This is a genomic window from Streptomyces oryzae, from assembly GCF_017676365.1.
Classification (GTDB): Bacteria; Actinomycetota; Actinomycetes; order Streptomycetales; family Streptomycetaceae; genus Streptomyces; species Streptomyces oryzae.
Genome location: NZ_JADKMA010000116.1, coordinates 1 through 22716, shown reverse-complemented (window position 1 = coordinate 22716; position 22716 = coordinate 1). Strand labels below are relative to the sequence as shown.

Genomic DNA, 22716 nt, shown 5'->3' with positions numbered 1-22716 from the left:
ACCTCGCCCACCGGCGCGGGCTCCGGGCGGGGCGGGGTGTCCTCCTCGCGCGGCGGGGCGACCGAGCCGAGACCGCTGAACGACGGGCGCTCGGGCTCCGGGTCAGCGGAGGGGGCGGACGGTTCGTCCTTGTACGAGGGCGCGGCGGAGGAAGCGGCGGACGAGGACTGGCCGAGCGCCTTCTCCCCCTTCTTCGAGGGCGGCTGGCCGCCGTCGAACCCGGCCGCGATGACGGTGACCCGTACCTCGTCGCCGAGCGCGTCGTCGATGACGGCACCGAAGATGATGTTCGCCTCGGGGTGGGCCGCCTCGCTCACCAGCTGGGCCGCCTCATTGATCTCGAACAGCCCGAGGTCCGAACCGCCGGAGATGGAGAGCAGCACGCCCCGCGCCCCGTCGATGGATGCCTCCAGCAGCGGCGAGGAGATGGCCATCTCGGCGGCCGCCACCGCGCGGTCGTCCCCGCGGGCCGAGCCGATGCCCATGAGTGCGGACCCGGCCTCGGACATCACGGACTTGACGTCGGCGAAGTCGAGGTTGATCAGACCCGGCGTGGTGATGAGGTCGGTGATGCCCTGAACACCGGAGAGCAGCACCTGGTCCGCCGACTTGAAGGCGTCCAGCACGCTGACCTGGCGGTCAGAGATGGACAGCAGCCGGTCGTTCGGAATGACGATCAGAGTGTCGACCTCGTCGCGCAGCCCCGCGATGCCGTCCTCGGCCTGGTTGGCGCGGCGGCGGCCCTCGAAGGTGAAGGGACGGGTGACGACACCGATGGTGAGGGCGCCGAGCGAGCGGGCGATGTTCGCCACGACGGGCGCGCCGCCGGTGCCGGTGCCACCGCCCTCGCCCGCGGTCACGAAGACCATGTCGGCCCCCTTGAGGACCTCCTCGATCTCCTCGCGGTGATCCTCGGCGGCCTTGCGGCCGACATCCGGGTTGGCGCCGGCGCCGAGGCCGCGAGTCAGCTCGCGGCCCACGTCGAGCTTGACGTCGGCGTCGCTCATCAACAGGGCTTGCGCGTCAGTGTTGATCGCGATGAACTCGACGCCCTTGAGACCGACCTCGATCATCCGGTTGATGGCGTTCACGCCACCGCCGCCAATACCGACGACCTTGATGACTGCGAGGTAGTTCTGCGGTGCTGCCACGTCGAAGGCCTCTCGCCTCGAGTTACGTATCCCTGTGGGGCGGTTCGAACGCCGACCCGAACCCTAAGTGTGAAGTTTAGGGTTACCAGTGCCTGTCTTACTTGGACTCTTCGCAACGGACACTAAGTCGACAAGTGCTGGGTGTTCAACGAACACGCCGAACCTCCCGTTTTTCTTTTCACCCTATGTGATCAGACCGAGCAGTAGCCATCCAGGGTGCTCACCAGCAGCGATACGCGTCAACCGACACGGCCACTGGCGGCGGAGACTCCAGCCGTTCGCCAAACCGTCGGCCACAACCCCGTCCATCACACCGGATACTCGCGCCCCTTCGCCGATCCCGGCTGGGGGTACGGGGGTTATCCCCCGGGAGAACGCAGAACCCTATGTGATCAGACCGAGCAGTAGCCATCCAGGGTGCTCACCAGCAGCGATACGCGTCAACTGGGACGGGTGGCTTCCGGTGAGGACATCAGCCTGATCATGTGTGGCAGCTCGGGTCAACTGACACGGCCACGGAGCGGCGGAGTCCAACCGTTCGCCGAACCCGGCTGGAGGTACGGGGGTTAAGGCTCGCCGGGAACCCGCGTACCGGCACGGGGGACGCGCCCCGTAGGGGCGCGGGGAACGGCGCGACGAGCCACAACGCGCCCGCAGACCGCACGCTTCGGGCAGGGGCAGCCCCTCCCCGGCGTGGCCGGTCAGCGGACAACGTGACTAACTGCCCGACGCGGCCGGGGCGCTGGGGGCCGTCACATCGAAGTGGGTGGCGTCCTCGGCGGCCTTCAGCAGCGCGGTCAGCGCCTTCGCCTTCGCCCGCCCCCGCTCCGCGCTCCCCCACCGCACCGTGCGGCCTTCCGTCAGCTCCAGCGCAACGTTGTCGTAGGAGCGGACCCTTACGGTGCGGACGGCGCGGTGGACGGAATCGGGGAGGACGTGCGTGATCCGGGCCGCTTCGCGCCGCAGCCGGGCCGCCGAGAAGTACCGTTCGTCGACTCGTTCGTCCGGTTCCAGCACGAGAAGCGGAATGCCTTTTGGCGGCTTGCCGACTGTGGCGAATCGCACGCCTTCGGCGTCCACTTCCGTGTATTTGCCGCCGCTCTCCATAGCCAGTTCGGGCCGTCTTTCCGTCACGTCGAGCGTGACACCGTGCGGCCACGAGCGTTCCGCCGTGACCTCCCGTACGCGCGGCAGCGCCTCACGCACGCGCCGCTGCAGGGCCGCCCTGTCGACGGTGATGAGCGGCGCACCCTTGGGCACCGCCGCCGCACGGGAGACTTCCGCTTCGCTGAGCACCCGGGTGCCGGTGACGGAGACGCTCTCGACGCGCAGCCACGGCGAGCCGTACAGCACCCAACTGCCGAAGCCGCCCAGCGGAACGGCGAGGGCGAGCAGCAGCAGAAGGAGGCGCCGCCAGCGGAGCCGCGTTCTGAGCCCTTCCGGGCGTGGCCGGTTGCCGGGGTCGTGGTCACCGGCCTCGGCGCGCTTGCCGGGACCGGTGCCGGAGCGGGCACCGGCGCTGGGGTCGGCCTGCACGCGCCGGTCGGCGCTCCGGCTCCGCCGACGTCCGGCGCCCGCCTCGCCGGACGCCTCCGGCCCCCTGGACGCCTTCGGCTTCCCGGTCGCCCTGACGGCTCTGGCAGCTCTGACCACAAGGACCACCCTGCTTTCTGCGTTCCCAGCGAGCTGCCGCTTCCGCGCCGCGCCGGATCAGCTCTGGCGGCGCGCGGCGATCGCCTCGTACACCATGCCGACAAGCAGTTCATCGGCGTCCGGACGGCCGAACTCGGCTGCCGCGCGCGACATCGCGGTGAGCCGTTGCGGGTCGGCGAGGACCGGGAGCACGTTGCTCTGGATCCACTCCGGCGTCAGCTCCGCGTCGTCGACGAGGAGTCCGCCGCCCGCCTTGACGACCGGCTGGGCGTTGAGCCGCTGTTCGCCGTTGCCGATCGGCAGCGGTACGTAGGCGGCGGGCAGCCCGACGGCCGACAGCTCCGCCACGGTCATCGCGCCCGCGCGGCAGAGCATCATGTCGGCCGCGGCGTACGCGAGGTCCATCCGGTCCACATACGGTACCGGCACATAGGGCGGCATACCGGGCATGTGGTCCACGTGGGGGAGTTCGTTCTTGGGGCCGACCGCGTGCAGGATCTGGATGCCGGCGCGCTGGAGGTGCGGAACGACCTGCTGGACGACCTCGTTGAGCCGGCGCGCGCCCTGCGAGCCGCCGGAGACCAGCAGCGTGGGCAGGTTGGGAGCCAGCCCGAACGAGGCACGCGCCTCGGCCCGTACGGCGGAGCGGTCGAGGGTCGCGATGGAGCGGCGCAGCGGGATACCGACGTAGCGGGCGCCGCGCAGCTTGCTGTCGGGCGTGGAGACGGCGACGCCGTGCGCGTAACGGGAGCCGATCTTGTTGGCGAGCCCCGGGCGGGCGTTGGCCTCGTGCACGACGATCGGCACTCCGGCCCGCTTGGCCGCCAGATAGCCGGGCAGCGCCACATAGCCGCCGAAGCCCACGATGCAGTCGGCCTTGGTGTTCTCCAGGATCTGCTCCGCGGCCTTGATGGTGCCGCGCAGCCGTCCGGGCACGGTGATCAGCTCGGGCGTGGGTTTACGCGGCAGCGGAACGGCCGGAATCAGCTCGAGTTGGTAACCGCGCTCCGGCACGAGCCGCGTCTCCAGGCCGCGCTCGGTACCGAGGGCCGTGATCCCCACGGTCGGGTCCTGCCTGCGCAGGGCGTCCGCGAGGGCGAGCGCGGGCTCGATGTGGCCGGCGGTCCCCCCACCGGCGAGTACGACGTGCACGCTGTTTCACCGCTCTCCGGACGGCGGCCTTCCGGCGCGCCGTCTCATCGTCTTCTCTCTCTTCCGGCCGGGGGTGCTCCGCGATCGCAGCACCCCTGCCAGCCCTCCCCTTGACGTGCGCTGCCACAGGGCGGGCTGCCGCACGGCCAGGGCAGCGCGTGCCGCCGGGTCGCTGCGCGCGAAGGCGATCAGCAGTCCGACAGCGAACATCGTCGGCAACAGGGCGGACCCACCGTAGGAGAACAGCGGGAGAGGGACGCCGGCGATGGGCAGCAGACCGAGCACAGCACCCACGTTGATCACCGCCTGCGCGATGATCCACGTCGTCACTCCTCCCGCGGCATACCTGACGAAGGGTTCCTCCGTGCGTCCGGCCACGCGGATACCCGCATAGCCTAGAGCCGCGAAGAGGGCGAGTACCGACAGCGTCCCCGCCAGTCCGAGTTCCTCCCCGGTCACGGCGAAGATGAAGTCGGTATGGGGTTCGGGGAGTTGACCCCATTTTTCCACACTCGCCCCCAGTCCGGAACCGAACCAGCCGCCGGAGGCCAGCGCATAGATCCCGTGCACGGCCTGCCAGCACTGGTCGTCGGGCCCGGGATCGGTGGCGCCGATGCAGCCGAGCCGGGACATCCGGTTGGGGCTGGAGGTGACCAGCAGCGCGGCGGCGGTGAGGCCGGCCACCAGGACACCGGTGAACAGCCGGGTCGGAGCGCCCGCCAGCCACAGCAGTCCGAACAGCACGGCGGCCAGGATGAGCGCGGTTCCCATGTCGCCGCCGAGCATGATGAGCGCGAGCAGCAGCAGGGAGACCGGCACCAGCGGCACCAGCAAGTGCTTCCACTGGGTGAGCATCTTCCGCTCGCCCTTGCGGGCCAGCAGGTCGGCGCCCCACAGCACGAGGGCCAGCTTGGCGAACTCGCTGGGCTGGAGCTGGAACGGGCCGCCCAGATAGATCCAGTTCTGGTTCCCGTTCACCTCCTGCCCTATACCCGGCACCTGCACCAGGCACATCAGAAAGATGGAGACGGTCAGCAGCGGATAGGCCAGCCCGCGGTGCAGCCGTACCGGCATCCGGGAAGCGGCCACCAGCAGCGCCGTACCGAGCACAGCGGCCACCAGCTGTTTGCGGAAGTAGTAGGTGGAGGCCAGCCCGGACTGGAGCGCCTGGATCTGCGAGGCGGAGAAGACCATCACCAGGCCGAGGACGGTGATGAGCAGACTGCCGCCCAGAATCAGGTAATACGCCGTCAACGGCCGGTCCCAGGCGCGCTTGGCGCGGGCGTAGAGCCGCTGCGGTGCCGAGGTACCCGGAGGTGTTCCGAGGTGCTTCGGTGGGCGCATGGGCGCGGGTTGGCTTCTCGCGCGCCGGGGCGTGGGCGGTTTGGCGGATCGCGCCGTCATCCGAATCCCCTCCGTCTCGCCCGCGTCCTCGGCCGGCGTGAGGAGCGGGTCTACTGCTGGCTGCTGCCTTCGGCGGCGAGGGCCCTGACCGCCTCGGCGAACGCGTCGCCGCGCGCGTTGTAATTGACGAACATGTCCATCGAGGCGCACGCGGGGGCCAGGAGTACGGTATCGCCGGGGCGCGCCAGCGACGTCGCTCGGCGGACGGCCTCCGCCATCGCCCCAGTGTCCGTGCGTTCGAGGTCGGCCACGGGAACATCGGGCGCGTGTCGCGCGAGGGCTTCGGCGATCAGCTGCCGGTCGGCGCCCATCAGCACCACGCCGCGCAGCCTGGGCGCGGACGCGGCGACGAGTTCGTCGAACGTAGCACCCTTGGCCAGTCCGCCCGCGATCCACACGATCGACTCGTAGGCCGCCAGTGACGCCTCGGCCGCGTGGGTGTTGGTGGCCTTGGAGTCGTCCACGTAGGAGATGCCGCCCGCCTCGGCGACGTGGGTGATGCGGTGCGCGTCCGGGGTGAAGGCGCGCAGTCCGTCGCGTACGGCAGCGGGCGGTACGCCGAAGGCGCGGGCCAGGGCAGCCGCCGCGAGCGCGTTGGCGATGTTGTGCGGGGCCGCGGGGGTGATGTCACCGGTCTCGGCCAGCTCCTGCGCCTGCTGCTGCCGGTCCGCGACGAAGGCCCGGTCGACCAGCACGCTCTCGACCACGCCGAGTTGGGAGGGGGCCGGGGTGCCGAGGGTGAAGCCGATGGCGCGGGCGCCCTCGACCACGTCGGCGGCCCGCACCAGGTCCTCGGTGCGGGGCACGCCGGTGTCCGCCGTGTCCTGGGCGTCGTCGGCGTTGTAGACGCAGGCGACCTGGTTGCCCTCGTAGATCCGGCCCTTGGCGGCGGCGTACGCCTCCATCGAGCCGTGCCAGTCGAGGTGGTCGGGGGCGAGGTTGAGCACGGCGCCGGAGTGCGGGCGCAGGCTCGGGGCCCAGTGCAGCTGGTAGCTGGACAGCTCGACGGCGAGCACGTCGAGGCCCGCGTAGGGCTCCTGTTCCAGTACGACGTCGATGAGGGAGACGCCGATGTTGCCGACCGCGGCCGTGCGCAGTCCCGCGGCGCGCAGGATGCAGGCGAGCATCTGGACGGTGGTGGTCTTGCCGTTGGTGCCGGTGACGGCGAGCCACGGCGCGGCGTCGGGGCCGCGCAGCCGCCAGGCCAGCTCCACATCGCCCCACACCGGTACGCCCGCCTCGTCGGCTGCCCGGAAGAGCGGGCTGCTGGGCTTGAAGCCGGGCGTGGTGACGACCAGCTCGGTGCCCTCGGGGAGCGTACGGTCGTCGCCGAGCCGGACACCGACCCCGAGCGCCTCCAGTTCGGCGGCCTGGCGGCGCGGCCCCTCGCCGTCGCCGCCGTTGACAGCCGTGACGCGGGCCCCGAGACGGTGCAGCACCTTGGCCGCCGGCATGCCGCTGACGCCGAGACCGGCGACGGTGACGTGCTTGCCGGACAGCTCCTCGGAGAGCTTCGTCAGATTTGTCCGGTCCGTCCTGTGCCCGCTGCTCACTTGCTCGCCGCCCAGCCCGCGTAGAAGATGCCGACGCCGACGATGGCGCACATGCCCTGGATGATCCAGAACCGGACCACCACAAGGACCTCGGACCACCCCTTCAGCTCGAAGTGGTGCTGGAGCGGAGCCATCTTGAAGACCCGCTTGCCGGTGAGCCGGAAGGAGCCGACCTGGATCACCACGGACATGGTGATCAGCACGAACAGACCGCCGAGGATCGCCAGCAGCAGTTCGGTCCGCGAGCAGATGGCCAGCCCCGCCAGCGCGCCGCCGAGGGCGAGGGAGCCGGTGTCACCCATGAAGATCTTCGCGGGCGAGGTGTTCCACCACAGGAAGCCGAAACAGGCGCCCATCAGCGCGGCGGCGACGACGGCCAGGTCGAGTGGGTCCCGTACCTCGTAACAGCCGGGCCCCGCGGTGGCGATGTGCGCGCAGGACTCCTGGTACTCCCATACGCAGATGAACACATAGGCGCCGAAGACCATCACCGAGGCGCCGGTCGCCAGACCGTCGAGGCCGTCGGTGAGGTTCACGCCGTTGGACATCGCCAGGATCATGAACAGCGCCCAGACCACGAACAGCACCGGCGGCAGCGCCCAGCCGAAGTCCTGGGTGAAGGAGAGCTTGGTGGAGGCCGGGGTCAGCTGCCGCGCGTCCTCGAAGCTGAGCGCGAGCAGCGCGAAGGCGACACCGACGATGAGCTGGCCGGCCATCTTCGCCTTGGCCCGCAGCCCCAGACTGCGCTGCTTGACGATCTTGATGTAGTCGTCCAGGAAGCCGACCAGGCCCATACCGGCGAACAGGAAGAGCACCAGCACGCCGGAGAAGCTGGGCTGCTCGCCCGTGATGAGCTTGGTGAGGACGTAGGCCAGGATGGTGGCCAGGATGAAGGCGATACCGCCCATGGTGGGGGTGCCGCGCTTGCTGTGGTGGTTGCGCGGGCCGTCGTCCCGGATGAACTGGCCGTAGCCGCGCCGGGCGAGCAGTTTGATCAGCAGGGGGGTCCCGATCAGGGACAGGAAGAGTCCGATGACCCCGGAGAAGAGGATCTGCTTCATCGTCATCGGGCGGAGCCCTCACCCTCCCCGGAGCCGTCCTCGAGGAGGGCGGCCGCCACCTTCTCCAGGCCCACCGACCGGGAAGCCTTCACCAGTACGACATCCCCCGCGCGCAGCTGACCCCGCAGCAGCTCGACGGCCGCCTCAGTGCCGGACACATGCACCGACTCCTCACCCCACGAACCCTCGTTCTTGGCACCCATGTCGAGCCAGGCGGCCTCCCGGCCTCCGACTGCCACGAGCTTGCTGACGTTGAGCCGGACGGCGAGCCGTCCGATCGCGTCGTGCTCGGCGAGCGCATCGTCGCCGAGCTCGGCCATCTCGCCCAGCACCGCCCAGGTCCGGCCCCCCCGGGCCTTCGCCGCCTCGCCCATGGCGGACAGCGCCCTGAGCGCGGCCCGCATGGAGTCGGGGTTGGCGTTGTAGGCGTCGTTGACGACCGTGACGCCGTCGGCGCGCTCGGTGACCTCCATCCGCCAACGGGAGAGCGAGCTCGCGGAGGAGAGCGCGTCGGCGATGTCCCCAGCAGGCATGCCCAGTTGGTGGGCGACGGCCGCCGCGGCGAGCGCGTTCGACACGTGATGCTCACCGTACAGGCGCATGGTCACATCGCCGCACCCGGTAGGTGTGTGAAGGGTGAAAGCTGGTGTGCCACGATCCGACAACCGCACGTTTTCGGCCCGTACGTCCGCTTCCGGGTCCTCACCGAAGAACAGCACCCGGGCGCTGGTACGGGCGGCCATGGCGCGGACGTACGGGTCGTCGGCGTTGAGCACCGCCACTCCCCCGTCGTCCGCCGTCGGCAGCGTCTCCACCAGCTCGCCCTTGGCCTGGGCGATCTGCTCGCGCCCGCCGAACTCGCCGATGTGCGCCGTACCGACGTTGAGGACGACGCCGATCCTGGGCGGGGTCAGTTCGGTGAGGTAGCGGATGTGGCCGATGCCGCGTGCGCCCATCTCCAGCACCAGGTGCCGGGTGGTCTCATCGGCGCGCAGGGCCGTCAGCGGCAGGCCGATCTCGTTGTTCTGCGAGCCTTCCGGCCACACCGTGGGGCCCAGCCGTCCCAGTAGCTGGGCGATGAGGTCCTTGGTGCTGGTCTTGCCGCTGGACCCGGTCAGCGCCACCACCTGGGTGCCGAGCTTGTTGACGGCGTGCCGGGCCAGGGCGCCCAGGGCGCGGGTGACGTCGTCGACGACGACCGCCGGGGCGCCCACGGGGCGGGTGGCGAGCACGGCGACGGCGCCGGAGGCGACGGCGGAGGCGGCGAAGTCGTGGCCGTCGGCGCGCTCACCGGCGAACGCCGCGAACAGCGTGCCGGGGCCCGCCTCCCGGGAGTCGATCACCACCGGCCCGGTGATCCGCGCTTCCGGGTCCGTTATGTCGTGCTGCCGTCCGCCGGTGAGGGCGGCGATCTCTGCGAGGGAGAGGGGGATCATCGGTTCTGGTCGTCTGTCCGGTGATTCGTGGCGAGGGGGGCGGAAGAGGTCGAGGAGTAGGAGGGAGACGAGGGCGAGGGTGCGGGTGCCGCCGGTGCGGCGGCAGCGGGTGAAGCCTGGGGGCGTTCGGCCGCGCGGGCGCGGATGGTGTCGTACAGGACCTGGACGTCGTCGAAGGGCCGCAGCACGCCGGCGATGTCCTGGCCCTGTTCGTGGCCCTTGCCCAGCACCAGCACGGTGTCGCCTGGTTCGGCGCGGGCGACGGCGGCCTTGATGGCGGCGGCCCTGTCCTCCTCCAGGAGCACGGTTCCGCGCTCGTGTGCCGGGACCTCGGCAGCGCCGCCGAGCATGGTGGCGAGGATGGCGAGGGGGTCCTCGGAGCGGGGGTTGTCCGAGGTGAGCACCGCGGTGTCGGACAGCCGGGCGAGCGCGGCGCCCATGGCGGGGCGCTTGTGCGGGTCGCGGTCGCCGCCGCAGCCCAGCACCGCGTGCACGGCGCCGTCGGTGACCTTGCGGACGGCGTAGAGCACGGACTCGACGGCGTCCGGTTTGTGCGCGTAGTCGACGATGGCGAGGTAGTCCTGGCCCGCGTCCACCCGCTGCAGCCGGCCGGGGACCCCGGGCACGGTGCCGATGCCCTCGGCGGCCGTGTCCGCGTCGATCCCGGCGGCGACCAGCGCGGTGAGCGCGGCCAGCGCGTTGGCGACGTTGAACGGCCCGGCGATCGGCGCGGCGGCCGGCACCTTCTGGCCGCCGGGCCCCACCGCGGTGAACGTCGAGCCGAGCGGGCCGACCTCCACGTCCTCGGCGCGCCAGTCCGCGTCGGGGTGCCCCTCGGCGGAGAAGCTGGTGACGGGGAAGCCTTCTTCCTTCAGCTCGCCCAGCAGCCGGAAGCCGTACTCGTCGTCGAAGTTGACCACTGCGGCCCGCGAGCGCTCGGGGGTGAACAGCTGCCGCTTGGCCTGGAAGTAGTCCTCGATGTCCCGGTGGAAGTCCAGGTGTTCGGGGCTGAGGTTGTTGAAGACCGCGACGTCGAAGACGCAGCCGTCGACCCGGCCGAGGACCAGCGCGTGGCTGGAGACCTCCATCGTCACCGAGCTGACGCCGCGCTCGCGCATCACCGCGAACAGCGCCTGCAGATCGGTGGCTTCCGGTGTGGTGCGCTCGGACTTGATCCGCTCGTCGCCGATCCGCGACTCGACGGTACCGATCAGCCCCGTGAGTCCGCCCGCCCGTCGCCCACCACCGCCCTTCGCAGGACACGCTTCGCGTGGCTCGCCCTTTTGCGTCGCCTTCCGCAGCCCCCCGTCCACCAGGTACGCGGTCGTCGTCTTGCCGGAGGTGCCCGTGATGCCGATCTGGAGCAGGTCGGCGCCGGGGGTGCCGTAGATGGCGGCGGCCAGCTGTCCCATCCGGCCGCGCGGGTCGGGCACGGTCAGCACCGGCAGCCCGGTGGCCGCGGCGCGCTCGGTGCCGCCCGGGTCGGTCAGCACGGCCACGGCGCCCAGCGTCTGGGCCTGCTCCACGAAGTCGGCGCCGTGCAGCCGGGCGCCGGGCAGCGCGGCGTAGATGTCGCCGGGGCGTACGGCGCGCGAGTCGTGGGTGATGCCGGTGACGGACACCCCTTCGCGCGCGCCGGTGGAGCCGGACACCGGAGCGCCGGGGTCGTCGGCATCCAGCTCTCGGGCCAGCTCCGCGAGCGGGACGGGCACGACCCGCGTGGGGCGGGGCGGCCCGGGGAAGGACTCGGGGGAGGTCTGATCAGCTTGTGGCACGGCGGTGAGCGTACCGGGCGGGGCGGTCGCGCCGCGAAGCGAGGGGCGCGGCGGGGCCGATCCCTGGGGGTTGTACTCACTGTCAGTGATCGTTCTCACGTGGCGCATGGCTCAGCCGTTCCGGCCCTTGCCCGCGAGCACGGGGAGCCGCGCGGGCTTGGCCCCGGTCGGGGGGATCTGGAGACTCTTGAGGGAGAACTTCATGACCTTCTTGTAGACGGGGCCGCATACGTCGCTGCCGAAGTAGCTGCCCTTCTTGGGGTTCTGGACCGCGCAGTAGACGGTGATCCGCGGCTTGTCGGCGGGCGCGAACCCGGCGAAGGAGGCGGTGTAGCCGTGATAGCGGCCGGTCTTCGGGTCCACCCGGTTGGCCGTACCGGTCTTGCCCGCGACGCGGTAGCCGGGGATCTTCGCCGTGGTGCCGGTGCCCTCCATGTCGGACACCACCGATTCCAGCATCCTGGAGAGGGTCTTGGCGGTCTTCTCGCTGACGACCCGGCGCTTGGCGGGCGGGTCCGCGGGCTCGTACCGCCCGTCGGGGCCCGTGGTGCCGCGGACGACGGTGGGTTCGATCCGCTCGCCGCCGTTGGCGATGGTGGAGTAGATGGAGGCGGCCTGTACGGCGTTGAGGGAGAGGCCCTGGCCGAAGGGGATCGTGTACTGCTGGGAGTCGCTCCACTTGCCGGGCCTGGCCAGCAGGCCGTCCGTCTCGCCGGGGAAGCCGAGCCCGGTGGGCCGGCCGATGCCGAACTTGCGCAGATAGCGGTAGAGGACCTGGTTGGCCTCTTTCTGTGTCTTGCCGAGCTGTTCGGTGGCGAGGATGGTGCCGATGTTGCTCGACTTGGCCAGGACACCGTTGAGGGTCAGGTGCCAGGTGGGGTGGTCGATGTCGTCGGCGAAGGCGCGGTCGGCGCGCTTGAGCCGGTTGGGCACGGTGACGGCCGTGGTGGGGGTGGCCTTGCCCTCCTCCAGTACGGCAGCCATCGACATGACCTTGCTGGTGGAGCCGGGTTCGTAGACGTCCTGGACCGCGGGGTTGCCGAAAGAGTCCACCTTCGCGCCGCGGATGTCGTTCGGGTCGAACCCCGGCGCTCCAGCCATGCCGAGCAGCTGGCCGGTTCTGGTGTCCTGGACGATGACGTAGCCACTGTCGGCGTGCGACTTCTCCACCTGGTCGGAGATCGCCCGCTGTGCGGACCACTGGATGTCCCGGTCCAGCGTGAGCTCCACGTCGGAGCCCGGCTCGGCCTCCTGCTCGCGGACGCCCGCTGTGGGGACCTGGCGGCCGCCGGACTGGGCGTAGGTGATCTTGCCGTTCTCGCCCACCAGCTTGTCGTCCAGCATCGCCTCCAGCCCGGCACCGCCCTTGCCGTCGGAGTTGACGAAGCCGAGCACGCCGGCGGCCAGGTCCTTGTTCGGGTAGACGCGCTTGGCGTGCTTCTCCTGGTAGATCCCGGCCAGCACATTGGGCTTCTCGCCCTTGGGAGCCGCGCTCGCCTCGGCGGCCAGCCGGGCCTTGAGCTTCTTGATCTTCCGCCAGGTCTGCGGGGTCTGCTGGCGGGCGAGCAGGACGTAGCGGGTACCGGACCTGGACAGCTTCCCGGCCAGCTCCGTGCGGTCCTGGCCCAGCAGCGGGGCGAGGATCCTGGCAGCCCGCTCCGGGGCGTCCTTGATCTTCGTCTGCTCGGGGCTGAGCAGATACGGGTCGGCGGTGATGTCGTAGGCGTCCACCGTGCCGGCCAGCGCGGAGCCGTCCCGGGCGGTGATGGCGCCGCGCTCGGCGGCGAGCGGGACGGTGATGTAGCGGTTGACGGCGGCCTTGTCCGCGTACGCGCTCGCGTCGATGGCCTGCACCTGGAGCAGCCGTACGGTGAAGGCCAGGATGACCAGCGTCAGCCCGACGGCGACCAGCCGCAGCCGGGGCCGCGGGTTCACCAGCCGCAGCGGCGCAGAGCCGCCACCGTGCGGAGGACGGCCACCCTGCGGGGGACGGCCACCGCCGCCGCCCCGCCCCGCCGCCGGTTGCCGCGCGCCCTTGGCGGTCGTAGCCGTACGGGAGGCCGGGCGTGCTGCCGTACGGGAAGCAGGGGCCTCGCGCCCGGGGCGTGGCACCCGGCTCCGGCCGGCCTGGCCGGAGGTCCGGCGGGCGCTGCCGCCCGGCTCGCGGGAGCGCTCGGTCACGGGCCCTCCTGCTCGGTGTCCTCGCCGGGCGCCCTGCCCGGCGTGCCGCGCACGGTGCCGTCCGGGCGGAGGAAGACGGGGTTGCCGCTGGGGACCAGGCCCTGCTCGCGGGCGCGCCTGGCCAGCTGGTCGGGCGCCGAGTAGCGGTCCACCTCCTGCTGGAGGGCCTGCTGCTGGTCCGTCAGTTCCTCGGTCTCCTTCGCCAGCCGGTCCAGCTGGAAGGAGCCCTTGTTGAGGGAGGCGTTCAGCAGCAGCAGCGCCAGCAGTCCGCTGCCCAGCAGCAGGACGACCAGCAGGACGAACGGGGCACGGGCTGCCGGGGTGTTCCCGGCGGGCATCAGTCTGGCCAGCCGCGCGATGCGCTGCTGTGCGGTCATGTCGCCTCCCTCGTGCGGCGGGCGGTCATGTCGCCTCCCTGATGCGCTGGACGGCCCGCAGTCTGGCCGGGGCGGCCCGGCGGTTCTCGGCGATCTCCTCGTCGGTGGGCAGCTCGGCACCGCGGGTCAGCAGCCGCAGCCTGGGCTGGTACTGCTCGGGCACCACCGGCAGTCCGGACGGGGCGGTGTTGCGCGAACCGGCGGCGAACAGCTGTTTGACCAGCCGGTCTTCCAGCGAGTGGTACGCCAGGACGGCCATCCGGCCGCCGACGGCGAGCAGATCGAGCGCGGCGGGCAGTGCCCGCTCCAGCACCGTCAGCTCTCCGTTGACCTCGATGCGCAGCGCCTGGAAGGTGCGCTTCGCCGGGTTGCCGCCGGTGCGCTTGGCGGCCTGCGGCAGCGCGTCACGGATCACCTCGACCAGCCGGGCGCTGCGGGAGAACGGTTCCTTCTCGCGCTCCCGCACGATGGCCTCGACGATGCGGCGGGCCTGCTTCTCCTCGCCGTACGCACGCAGGATGCGCACCAGGTCGCCGGGCGCGTAGGTGTTGAGAACCTCGGCGGCGCTGAGGCCCTTGGTCTGGTCCATCCGCATGTCCAGCGGGGCGTCCTGGGCGTAGGCGAAGCCGCGGTCCGCCTCGTCCAGCTGGAGCGAGGAGACGCCGAGGTCGAACAGCACGCCCTGGACCCGGGGGACGTCCAGCCGGGCCAGCACCTGCGGCAGCTCGTCGTAGACGGCGTGCACCAGGGTGGCACGGTCCGCGTACGGGGCCAGTCGCTCGCCCGCGAGTTCGAGCGCGGCGGTGTCCCGGTCCAGGCCGATGAGACGGGCCGAGGGGAAGGTGGCCAGCAGCGCCTCGCTGTGGCCGCCGAGGCCGAGAGTGCAGTCCACGACGGTGGCGCCGGGCTCGGCGAGGGCCGGGGCGAGCAGGTCCAGGGTGCGCCGGAGCATCACCGGGTTGTGCAGTTCGCCGATGGGCCGCTCGTTGGTGGTCACTGTGCCCTCTCAGATCTGGCGGGCACCGTGCACATGCTCCTTGGTCCCCGCCCGCTCGAAGGGGAGCGGCCACCCGCGCCGAACGGGCGCCGGAGGCCTGGAGCGGGAGGAGGCCGAGCCGCACGTGCGCGCCCGCGCTCGCGAGGGGAATCGGGGTCCTTGGGGAGCGTTCGTCGCCTCCCACTTCGCGTCACTTTAGTCCACTCGTCCCCTCGGTCAACTACGGGACCAGGCGCGTCCGCCTATGGGAGCAGGCGCCTCGTGACGGCGGCTGACATCCGCCCCGCGACGGCGTCGCGGGGCGGAAGAAAAGGGGCTGCGGGGGACCTGTGGGTTACCTCACACCGCGGCGAGCCGCCCGTTTTCGCCGCTCTCCGGACAGGCCGCCCACCGCCGGAGCGTCTAACGTCATACACATGTCGATACCCGCACCTCACCCCCAGTCCGGACCGTCCGTGACCGACGAGCTCGTGGCGGCGAACCAGGAGTACGCGCGTGCGTTCACCGACCCCGGGATGGACGCCCGCCCGGTCCGCAAGGTGGCCGTCGTCGCCTGCATGGACGCCCGGCTGGACCTGCACGCCGCGCTCGGCCTGGAGCTGGGCGACTGTCACACCATCCGCAACGCCGGCGGCGTCGTCACCGACGACATCATCCGCTCCCTCACCATCAGCCAGCGCGCCCTGGGCACCCGGTCCGTGGTGCTCATCCACCACACCGGCTGCGGACTGCTGAACCTCACCGAAGATTTCCGGCACGAGCTGGAACTGGAAGTGGGCCAGCGGCCGTCCTGGGCTGTCGAGGCCTTCAAGGACCTGGACCAGGACGTGCGCCAGTCGATCGAGCGCGTACGGACCTCGCCGTTCCTGCCCCACCGGGACGACGTACGCGGCTTCGTCTTCGACGTGACGACGGGTCTGCTGCGCGAGATCGCCCCGGCCTGAGCCGGGCGGCTCGCGCCGGTGGGCCCGGGACACCCGGGAGAGTGACGGAAGGCCCCGTCGCCGTGAAGAATATGCGACAGCGCACACTGCAGGGCCCGCTGGAGCGGACGCGGGGCGGACGCCGCGGGCACGTACAAACGGGGATGGGGCCGAGGAGGGCCGGTGACGACCTATGACGAGCGGGCGAACCTTAGCGAGCTGAGCGCCACAGCGGGTGAGGTGCGCCGCTGTGTCGAGTCGGTGATCGAGGGAAAACCCGAAGTCGTCCGGCTCTCGCTGACGGTGCTGCTGGCGGAAGGGCACCTGCTGATCGAGGACGTGCCCGGCGTCGGCAAGACGATGCTCGCCAAGGCGCTGGCCAAGGCCGTCGACTGCTCGGTGCGCCGCATCCAGTTCACGCCCGATCTGCTGCCCTCCGACATCACCGGGGTCAGCGTCTACGACCAGCAGCGCAAGGACTTCGAGTTCAAGCCCGGCGCCGTCTTCGCGCAGATCGTGATCGGCGACGAGATCAACCGCGCCTCGCCCAAGACCCAGTCGGCGCTGCTGGAGTCCATGGAGGAGCGCCAGGTCACCATCGACGGGCAGACCTACCAACTGCCCGACCCGTTCATGGTCGTCGCCACCCAGAACCCGGTGGAGATGGAGGGCACCTACCCGCTGCCCGAGGCGCAGCGGGACCGGTTCATGGCGCGGGTCTCCATCGGCTATCCGAGCCCGGCGGCCGAGCTGGAGATGCTCGATGTGCACGGCGGGGCCTCGCCGTTGGACGACCTCCAGCCGGTGGCGCACGCGCACGAGGTCGCCAAGCTGATCGAGACCGTACGGGGCGTGCATGTCTCTGACGCGGTGCGGCGGTACGCGGTCGAACTGGTGGCCGCCACCCGGTCGCACGCCGAGCTGCGGCTGGGTGCCTCGCCGCGCGCGACGCTGCATCTGCTGCGGGCCTCCAAGGCGTCGGCGGCGCTCGCGGGGCGGGAGTTCGCGCTGCCCGACGATGTGCAGTCGCTGGCGGTCCCGGTGCTGGCGCACCGTCTGCTGCCCACCGCGCAGGCGCAGTTGAACCGCCGTACCGCCGAGCAGGTGGTGACCGAGATCCTGGGGCGGGTGCCCGTGCCCGCCATCGGCCCGGGCCCCGCGGCGCCGGGCACGGCACCGGGCGCGCCCGCGGCGCCGGGTCCCTACGCGCAGCCACAGCCGCCCGGACAACAGCCCCCGCCGGGCCTGCCGCACACCGGGCAGCCGCGGGGCTACTGATGTCCTTCGGACCGCCCCCCGGGGCACCGCCGGCCCCAGGCGCGGGGCCGTACAGCGGTACGGGCGCGTACAGCGGTACGGGGCCGCACGGCGGCAACGGCGCGGACGGCGGCGGGGAGAGACGGGGGTCGCTGCGGCTGGCGTTCGGCGGGCTCACCACCCGGGGCCGCTCGTTCCTGGCGGCTGGTTTGGCGGCGGTGCTGTGCGCGTATGTGCTGGGCCAGGACGAACTGCTGCGGGTCGGCGCACTGCTGGCGGTGCTGCCGCTGGTGTGCGTACTGGTGCTGCACCGCACCCGCTACCGCGTGGCGGGCTACCGCAAGCTGTCGCCCTCCCGGGTGCCGGCCCGCTCGGAGGCGCGGGTGCGCCTGCGGATCGACAACATCTCCCGGCTGCCCACCGGGCTGCTGATGCTCCAGGACCGGGTGCCTTACGTGCTCGGCCCGCGCCCCCGGTTCGTACTGGACAGGGTGGAGCCGGGCGGGCGGCGCGAGGTCTCCTACCGGGTCCGCTCCGACCTGCGCGGACGCTATCCGCTGGGCCCTCTCCAGCTGCGGCTGACCGACCCGTTCGGCATGTGCGAACTGACCCGCTCCTTCAGCACCTACGACACCCTCACCGTCGTACCGCCCATAGAGCCGCTGCCGCCGGCCCGGCTGACGGGTGAGACCAGCGGCTACGGCGAGGGGCGGCAGCGCGCGCTCGCGCTGGCCGGGGACGACGATGTGATCCCGCGGGGCTACCGGCACGGCGACGACCTGCGCCGGGTCCACTGGCGCTCGACGGCGCGCTACGGCGAACTGATGGTGCGCCGCGAGGAACAGCCGCAGCAGGCGCGCTGCACCGTACTGCTGGACACCCGCCGCGCCGCCTACCCAGGCTCAGGGCCCGACTCGCCCTTCGAGTGGGCGGTCGCGGCCGCCGCATCCGTCTGTATGCATCTGCTGGAACGGGGCTACTCGGTACGGCTGCTGACCGACACCGGGGCGGCCGCGCCGGGGCTGGAGAGCGGGGGCCTTCTCTCGGACGCCTCGGACACGGCGGGGCTGCTCCTGGACACCCTCGCCGTGGTCGAACACTCGCAGGAGCAGGGCCTGTCCGGCGCCTTCGACGCGCTGCGCGGCGGAACGGCCGGGCGCGAGGGGCTGCTGGTCGCCTTCCTCGGCACGCTGGACGAGGAACAGGCCCTCACGGTCGGCCGGATGCGGCAGCGCTCCGACGGCGCCGTGGCCTTCTGCGCGGTGCCCACCGGGGCCCGGACCGTGGGGAGCGCCGCGCCACCGTCCGCGCCGCCGTCCGCGCCGTCCGCGCCGCCGCCTGAGGACGGCCGGCTGCGCGTCCTGCGCGAGGCCGGGTGGACGGCGCTGCCCGGCGGTCCCGGAACAACCATGGCCGCGCTCTGGCAAGAGGCCGACAACGCCGGCACGAGGGGGCTGGAACGATGAGCGGACGGGGAAGGCTCGCACTCTGCGCCGCGCTGGCGACCCTCGCCGCGTCCTGCGCGCTGCTGCCGCTGGTCGACCCGGCGACCTGGCTGCTGCAGGCCGCGCTGCTGACAGCCGTACAGACCGGGGTGGGAGCGGCCACCCGCCGGGTGCCGCTGGCCCGCCCGTTGACGGTGCTGGCGCAGGCCGTCGTCTCGCTGCTGCTGCTCACCTTCGTCTTCGCACGGGAGTACGCGCCGGCCGGCTTCCTGCCCAGCCCGGCGAGCTTCGGCCACTTCGGCACCCTGTTCGAGCAGGGCGTCCAGGACGTGAGCCGGTACGCGATACCGGCGCCGCTGACCGACGGCATACGGCTGATGCTCGTCGGGGGCGTGCTCGCCATCGGCCTGCTCGTGGACACCGTCGCGGTGACGTACCGCAGCGCGGCGCCCGCCGGGCTGCCGCTGCTGGCCCTGTACTCGGTGGCCGCCGGGCTCTCCCAGGGCGGCGCCCGCTGGCTGTGGTTCCTGTGCGCGGCGGGCGGCTATCTGCTGCTCCTGCTGGCGGAGGGGCGCGAGCGGCTCTCCCAGTGGGGCCGCCTGTTCACCGACCGGTCACGGCCGGGTGCCGCACCGCACCAGCCCGGCAGCGTCGGCGGCCCGGCCATGGCGCCGGTACGCACCGGGCGGCGGATCGGCGTGCTGGCGCTGGGCATCTCGCTGGTGGTGCCCGCGGCGCTGCCCTCGCTGAGCGGCGGACTGCTCGACGACATGGGCACCGGCGGCGGGGGCGGCGGCAACAAGGGCGGCGGCACGGTCTCCGCCGTCAACCCGGTGGTCGCCCTCAAGGACAGCCTCAACCAGCCGCAGAACCGCACGGCGCTCGTCTACACGGCCGACGGCGACGACAAGGACCTCTACCTGCGGATCGTCGCGCTCGACAAGTTCGACGGCGCCCAGTGGAAGCCCTCCGAACGGCGCATCGGCGAGATCCCCGACCCGCTGCCGACCCCGCGCGGCCTGGGCCCCGACGTACGGACCCGCACGGTCAGCGTCACCGTCCAGGCCAGTGACGCGTACGCACAGGACTGGCTGCCGATGCCGTATCCGGCGAGCCGGGTACAGGTCGGCGGCAAGTGGCGCTTCGAGCCCGAGGGCCGCACCCTGGTCGGCTACGACAAGCAGACCACCCGCGGCCTGCGCTACAGCGTCGACAGCCTCCAGGTGCAGCCCACCGCCGAACAGCTGCGGAACGCCCCCGCGCCGCCGCCCGGGCTCAAACGCGAGTACACGGAAGTCCCCCGCTCGCTGCCGGCCGTCGTACCGAAGACCGCACGCAAGGTCACCCGGGGCGCGAAGGACGACTACGACCGCGCGGTGCTGCTCCAGGACTGGTTCGCGAGCAAGGGCGGCTTCAGCTACGACACCGAAGTGGCCGCGGGGACCGGCGTCAACGCCATCGCCGACTTCCTGAAGCAGAAAGAGGGCTTCTGCGTCCACTTCTCCTTCGCCATGGCCTCGATGGCCCGCACCCTGGGCATCCCGGCCCGGGTCGCGGTCGGCTTCACCCCGGGCACGGCGCGCGGCGACGGCAAGATGGAGGTCGGCTTCCAGGACGCGCACGCCTGGCCCGAGCTGTACTTCGAAGGCGTCGGCTGGACCCGGTTCGAGCCCACCCCCACCCGGGGCAGCACCCCGCCCTACGCCCAGCCGGACTCGCCGGACGCCGACCAGAACCCCAGCGAGGCGCTGCCCGACCGGAACCAGGACGACGAGCCCTCGGCCGGCCCGTCCCCCTCGCAGTCGTGCAGCGCACAGCAGAAGCAGGCCGACCCTGAGTGCGGGATGGCGGCCCCGGCCCCCGGGTCGGGCAGCTCCGCCGAGGGCCCGCCCGTGGGCACCATCGCTGCTCTGGGCGGCAGCGGTCTGGCAGTGCTGGGGTTGTTGTCGCTGCCGATGCTGTTGCGGATGCGCAGACGCTCCAGACGGCTGCGCGCCCGCGGCTCCACTTCAGGCAGCCCGGAGGCCGTGCTGGTCGCCTGGCAGGAGCTGATCGACACCGGCTGGGACTACGGAATCCTCCCGGAGGACTCCGCAACCCCGCGCACGGCCGCCGAGCGGCTGACCAGGATCGGACAGCTCGGACCCGAGGAGGCCGAGGCGACGCAGCGGGTGGCCCTCGCGGTGGAGCAGGTGCTGTACGCGCCCGTCCCGCGGGCAGCGCCGGGAACCGCGGACGAGGTACGCCGTATTCGCGCCGGGCTCCGCGCCGCCGCGCCCCGCACCGTGCGGATCCGCGCACTGCTGCTGCCGCCCTCGACTGCCCGGCTCGTGTGGTCGGCGCGCCGCCGCGGCAGGGCGCTGCGGGTCCGCTGGGCACGGGCGCTCACCCGGCCGCGGCTCGCCAAATAGGGGCCCCCGACAGCGGGAGGCAACAAGCAGCAGCTCGGCGGTGCCGAACTCACCGGTAGAGGTGGGTCCGGCACCGCCGAGCTGCTACGTCATTGCCGAGCGCCGCTGCGGCAGGAGCAGGCGCAGCGGCAAGAGGGGCGAGGGGTCGCGTGTGTGCGGCGTCAGCGGGGCGTCGGGCTCAGTGGTGGCCGTGACCCTCGTCGCGGCGGCGCTGCCACCGTTCCTCGATCCGGGACATCATCGACTTGCGGCTCCGTGGCTGCTGTCGGCGACCGGATCCGGACCCCTGTGGAGACCGGCCCTGGGCTTGGCCCTCGCCCTGGGCCTGGCCTTCGCCCTGTTTGGGGGCCTTCCGCCATCCTGTCACCGCGAGAACCGCGCAGCCCAGCATCACCAGGAAGCCGACGACGCTGATCCAGATCTGCTGAGCGACCATTCCGGCCATGAGGAGCGCGATACCCACCAGAAAGCCCGCAACCGCTTGGTAGACCCGCTTGCGGGTGTACCGGCGCAGCTCACTTCCCTCGAGCGCTGTCGCGAACTTGGGATCTTCGGCGTACAGCGCTCGCTCCATCTGCTCGAGCATCCGCTGCTCGTGCTCAGAGAGCGGCACGGAGTCCTCCTACTCGTCGGTCGCGGGGGCGACCGGATGCGACTCTTTCAGGATAGGCAGGGAATCGCCCCCGTGAAACCCGCCCCTCTACGCCAATTCGTCCCACCACACCCGATATAACGGCGGGGTGCCCACGGCGTGTTCCGTTCATTCCCGCACCACCTTTCCGCCATGCCGGACGGTGTGCCTCGATCATACGGCGCGTAGCGGCTGATCGGGCGGTCGCGCAAAGAGCCCCCGTTCAGGCCCCCGGCGCTCCCAGCGGGCGTGAAGGCCCACCGAGCTGCGTGAGTACCCATGAGCCGCCGCGCAATGCGCGGTGCGGAAGATGGCGCCGGGCAGTCAGCGGCTGATGCCCCGGGCAGCGCCGGGCGGGATCTCGGCGAGCACATGCAGCTGGCTGGCGATCGACTGGAAGTCGGGCAGCTCGGCGGCAGCCGCCTCCAGCCTGGCAAGGGCATCCAGCGCGTCCGGCTCGGTGTCCACGAGCGCGCCGGGCACCAGGTCGGCGAAGACCCGTACGCCGTGTACGGAGATCACCTCGAGCCCGGTGCTGGTCACCAGCGCGGTGAGCTGCTCGGGCGTGAAGCGGCGGGGCATGGGGTCGCTCTCGCCCCAGCGGCCGCCGGGCGAGGTGAGGGCGTGCCGCGCCTCGGTGAAGTGCCCGGCCAGCGCCCGCGCCAGCACCGCTCCACCCAGCCCCGAGGCCAGCACGCTGAGTGTGCCGCCGGCCTCGCGCAGCGCGGCGACGGCGTTGCCGAGGCCCTCGGCAGGGTCGTCCACGTACTCAAGGACGCCGTGGCAGAGCACCGCGTCGTAGCCGCCGCGCTCGGCGACGTCGAAGAGGCCGCGCACATCGCCCTGGACGCCGCGCACCCGGTCGGCCACGCCTGCCTCGGCTGCGCGCCGCTCCAGCGCGAAGAGGGCGTCGGGGCTGGGGTCGACGACGGTGACCCGGTGGCCGAGCCGGGCGACGGGCACCGCGAAGTTGCCGGTGCCACCGCCGGTGTCGAGCACTTCCAGCTCGGCGCGGTCCGCCAGTTTGGCGCGCTGGTCGAGGGCTCCCCTGAGGACGTCCCAGACCACTGCGGTCCGGAGGGTTGCGCTGGGGCGGGACATGCGGCTGCTCCTCGGCTCAGGGACGGGCAGTTCCCACCCTATTGCCTCCGGCCGCGGCTGATCCGCCCGGCGGGCCCCTGGCTGCCTGCCGGGTCGTGCCGCAGGTGACGCCGCAGGCCGCCGCCCCGTGGCTCGTCTGGCGGCTCATCCCACTCTCCGGCCCCAGGGCGAGGACGGGTGAGCCGGGGTCGGGTGAGCGGGGTGGGCC

17 protein-coding genes are annotated in these 22716 nt (G+C 72.1%); 4 read left to right on the top strand and 13 right to left on the bottom strand.

The annotated features are described in order from the left end of the window. The 11 genes from ftsZ to rsmH all read right to left on the bottom strand — a co-directional run. A partial coding sequence (gene ftsZ / locus ITI46_RS21560; protein WP_209241338.1) for a cell division protein FtsZ occupies positions 1–1151 on the bottom strand: 1151 nt, incomplete at its 3' end. A 717-nt stretch (positions 1152–1868) separates the two neighbouring features. Beyond that, positions 1869–2687, bottom strand: coding sequence for a cell division protein FtsQ/DivIB (locus tag ITI46_RS21555; protein WP_372452025.1), 819 nt, complete (start codon positions 2685–2687; stop codon positions 1869–1871). 174 nt (positions 2688–2861) lie between these two features. Then, positions 2862–3956: an undecaprenyldiphospho-muramoylpentapeptide beta-N-acetylglucosaminyltransferase gene (gene murG, locus ITI46_RS21550; RefSeq protein ID WP_209241336.1), complete on the bottom strand. Its 1095-nt coding sequence runs from the start codon at positions 3954–3956 to the stop codon at positions 2862–2864. Between the two features lie 6 nt (positions 3957–3962). After that, on the bottom strand, positions 3963–5360 hold the full coding sequence (gene ftsW / locus ITI46_RS21545) for a putative lipid II flippase FtsW (protein WP_209241335.1): 1398 nt from the start codon (positions 5358–5360) through the stop codon (positions 3963–3965). A gap of 50 nt (positions 5361–5410) precedes the next feature. Then, positions 5411–6814, bottom strand: coding sequence for a UDP-N-acetylmuramoyl-L-alanine--D-glutamate ligase (gene murD, locus ITI46_RS21540; RefSeq protein WP_247746364.1), 1404 nt, complete (start codon positions 6812–6814; stop codon positions 5411–5413). 95 nt (positions 6815–6909) lie between these two features. After that, entirely contained in the window at positions 6910–7974 is a 1065-nt protein-coding gene (mraY, locus tag ITI46_RS21535; protein WP_209241341.1) for a phospho-N-acetylmuramoyl-pentapeptide-transferase, read from the bottom strand. 2 nt (positions 7975–7976) lie between these two features. Further along, on the bottom strand, positions 7977–9410 hold the full coding sequence (locus ITI46_RS21530; RefSeq protein WP_209241333.1) for a UDP-N-acetylmuramoyl-tripeptide--D-alanyl-D-alanine ligase: 1434 nt from the start codon (positions 9408–9410) through the stop codon (positions 7977–7979). Beyond that, a complete protein-coding gene (locus tag ITI46_RS21525) occupies positions 9407–11284 on the bottom strand; it encodes a Mur ligase family protein (protein ID WP_372452024.1) in 1878 nt (625 codons plus the stop codon). Before ITI46_RS21525 ends, ITI46_RS21530 begins: the two co-directional genes overlap by 4 nt. 12 nt (positions 11285–11296) lie before the next feature. Continuing rightward, positions 11297–13297, bottom strand: coding sequence for a peptidoglycan D,D-transpeptidase FtsI family protein (locus ITI46_RS21520; protein WP_209241340.1), 2001 nt, complete (start codon positions 13295–13297; stop codon positions 11297–11299). A gap of 65 nt (positions 13298–13362) precedes the next feature. After that, the gene (gene ftsL, locus ITI46_RS21515; protein WP_209241331.1) at positions 13363–13743 is read right to left on the bottom strand and encodes a cell division protein FtsL; all 381 of its coding nucleotides are present in this window, start codon (positions 13741–13743) and stop codon (positions 13363–13365) included. Between the two features lie 25 nt (positions 13744–13768). Then, complete coding sequence (rsmH, locus tag ITI46_RS21510) at positions 13769–14695, bottom strand: 16S rRNA (cytosine(1402)-N(4))-methyltransferase RsmH (RefSeq protein ID WP_209241339.1); 927 nt, start codon at positions 14693–14695, stop codon at positions 13769–13771. Between the two features lie 461 nt (positions 14696–15156). Between rsmH and ITI46_RS21505 the strand changes: the two genes are divergently transcribed. The 4 genes from ITI46_RS21505 (at position 15157) to ITI46_RS21490 (ending at position 20776) form a co-directional block, all read left to right on the top strand. Next, positions 15157–15684: a beta-class carbonic anhydrase gene (locus ITI46_RS21505; RefSeq protein WP_209241330.1), complete on the top strand. Its 528-nt coding sequence runs from the start codon at positions 15157–15159 to the stop codon at positions 15682–15684. A gap of 162 nt (positions 15685–15846) precedes the next feature. Beyond that, positions 15847–16941 (top strand): AAA family ATPase, encoded by a 1095-nt coding sequence (locus tag ITI46_RS21500; protein ID WP_209241329.1) that lies wholly within the window; start codon positions 15847–15849, stop codon positions 16939–16941. Beyond that, entirely contained in the window at positions 16941–18386 is a 1446-nt protein-coding gene (locus ITI46_RS21495) for a DUF58 domain-containing protein (protein WP_209241328.1), read from the top strand. Before ITI46_RS21500 ends, ITI46_RS21495 begins: the two co-directional genes overlap by 1 nt. Beyond that, positions 18383–20776, top strand: a complete 2394-nt coding sequence (locus ITI46_RS21490; protein WP_209241327.1) for a transglutaminase TgpA family protein — start codon at positions 18383–18385, stop codon at positions 20774–20776. Before ITI46_RS21495 ends, ITI46_RS21490 begins: the two co-directional genes overlap by 4 nt. Before the next feature lie 178 nt (positions 20777–20954). Here the strand turns inward: ITI46_RS21490 and ITI46_RS21485 are convergent, their stop codons facing one another. Next, entirely contained in the window at positions 20955–21389 is a 435-nt protein-coding gene (locus ITI46_RS21485; RefSeq protein ID WP_209241326.1) for an SCO2097 family morphological protein, read from the bottom strand. A gap of 342 nt (positions 21390–21731) precedes the next feature. Further along, complete coding sequence (locus tag ITI46_RS21480; protein ID WP_209241325.1) at positions 21732–22508, bottom strand: methyltransferase; 777 nt, start codon at positions 22506–22508, stop codon at positions 21732–21734. Positions 22509–22716: the final 208 nt, after the last annotated feature.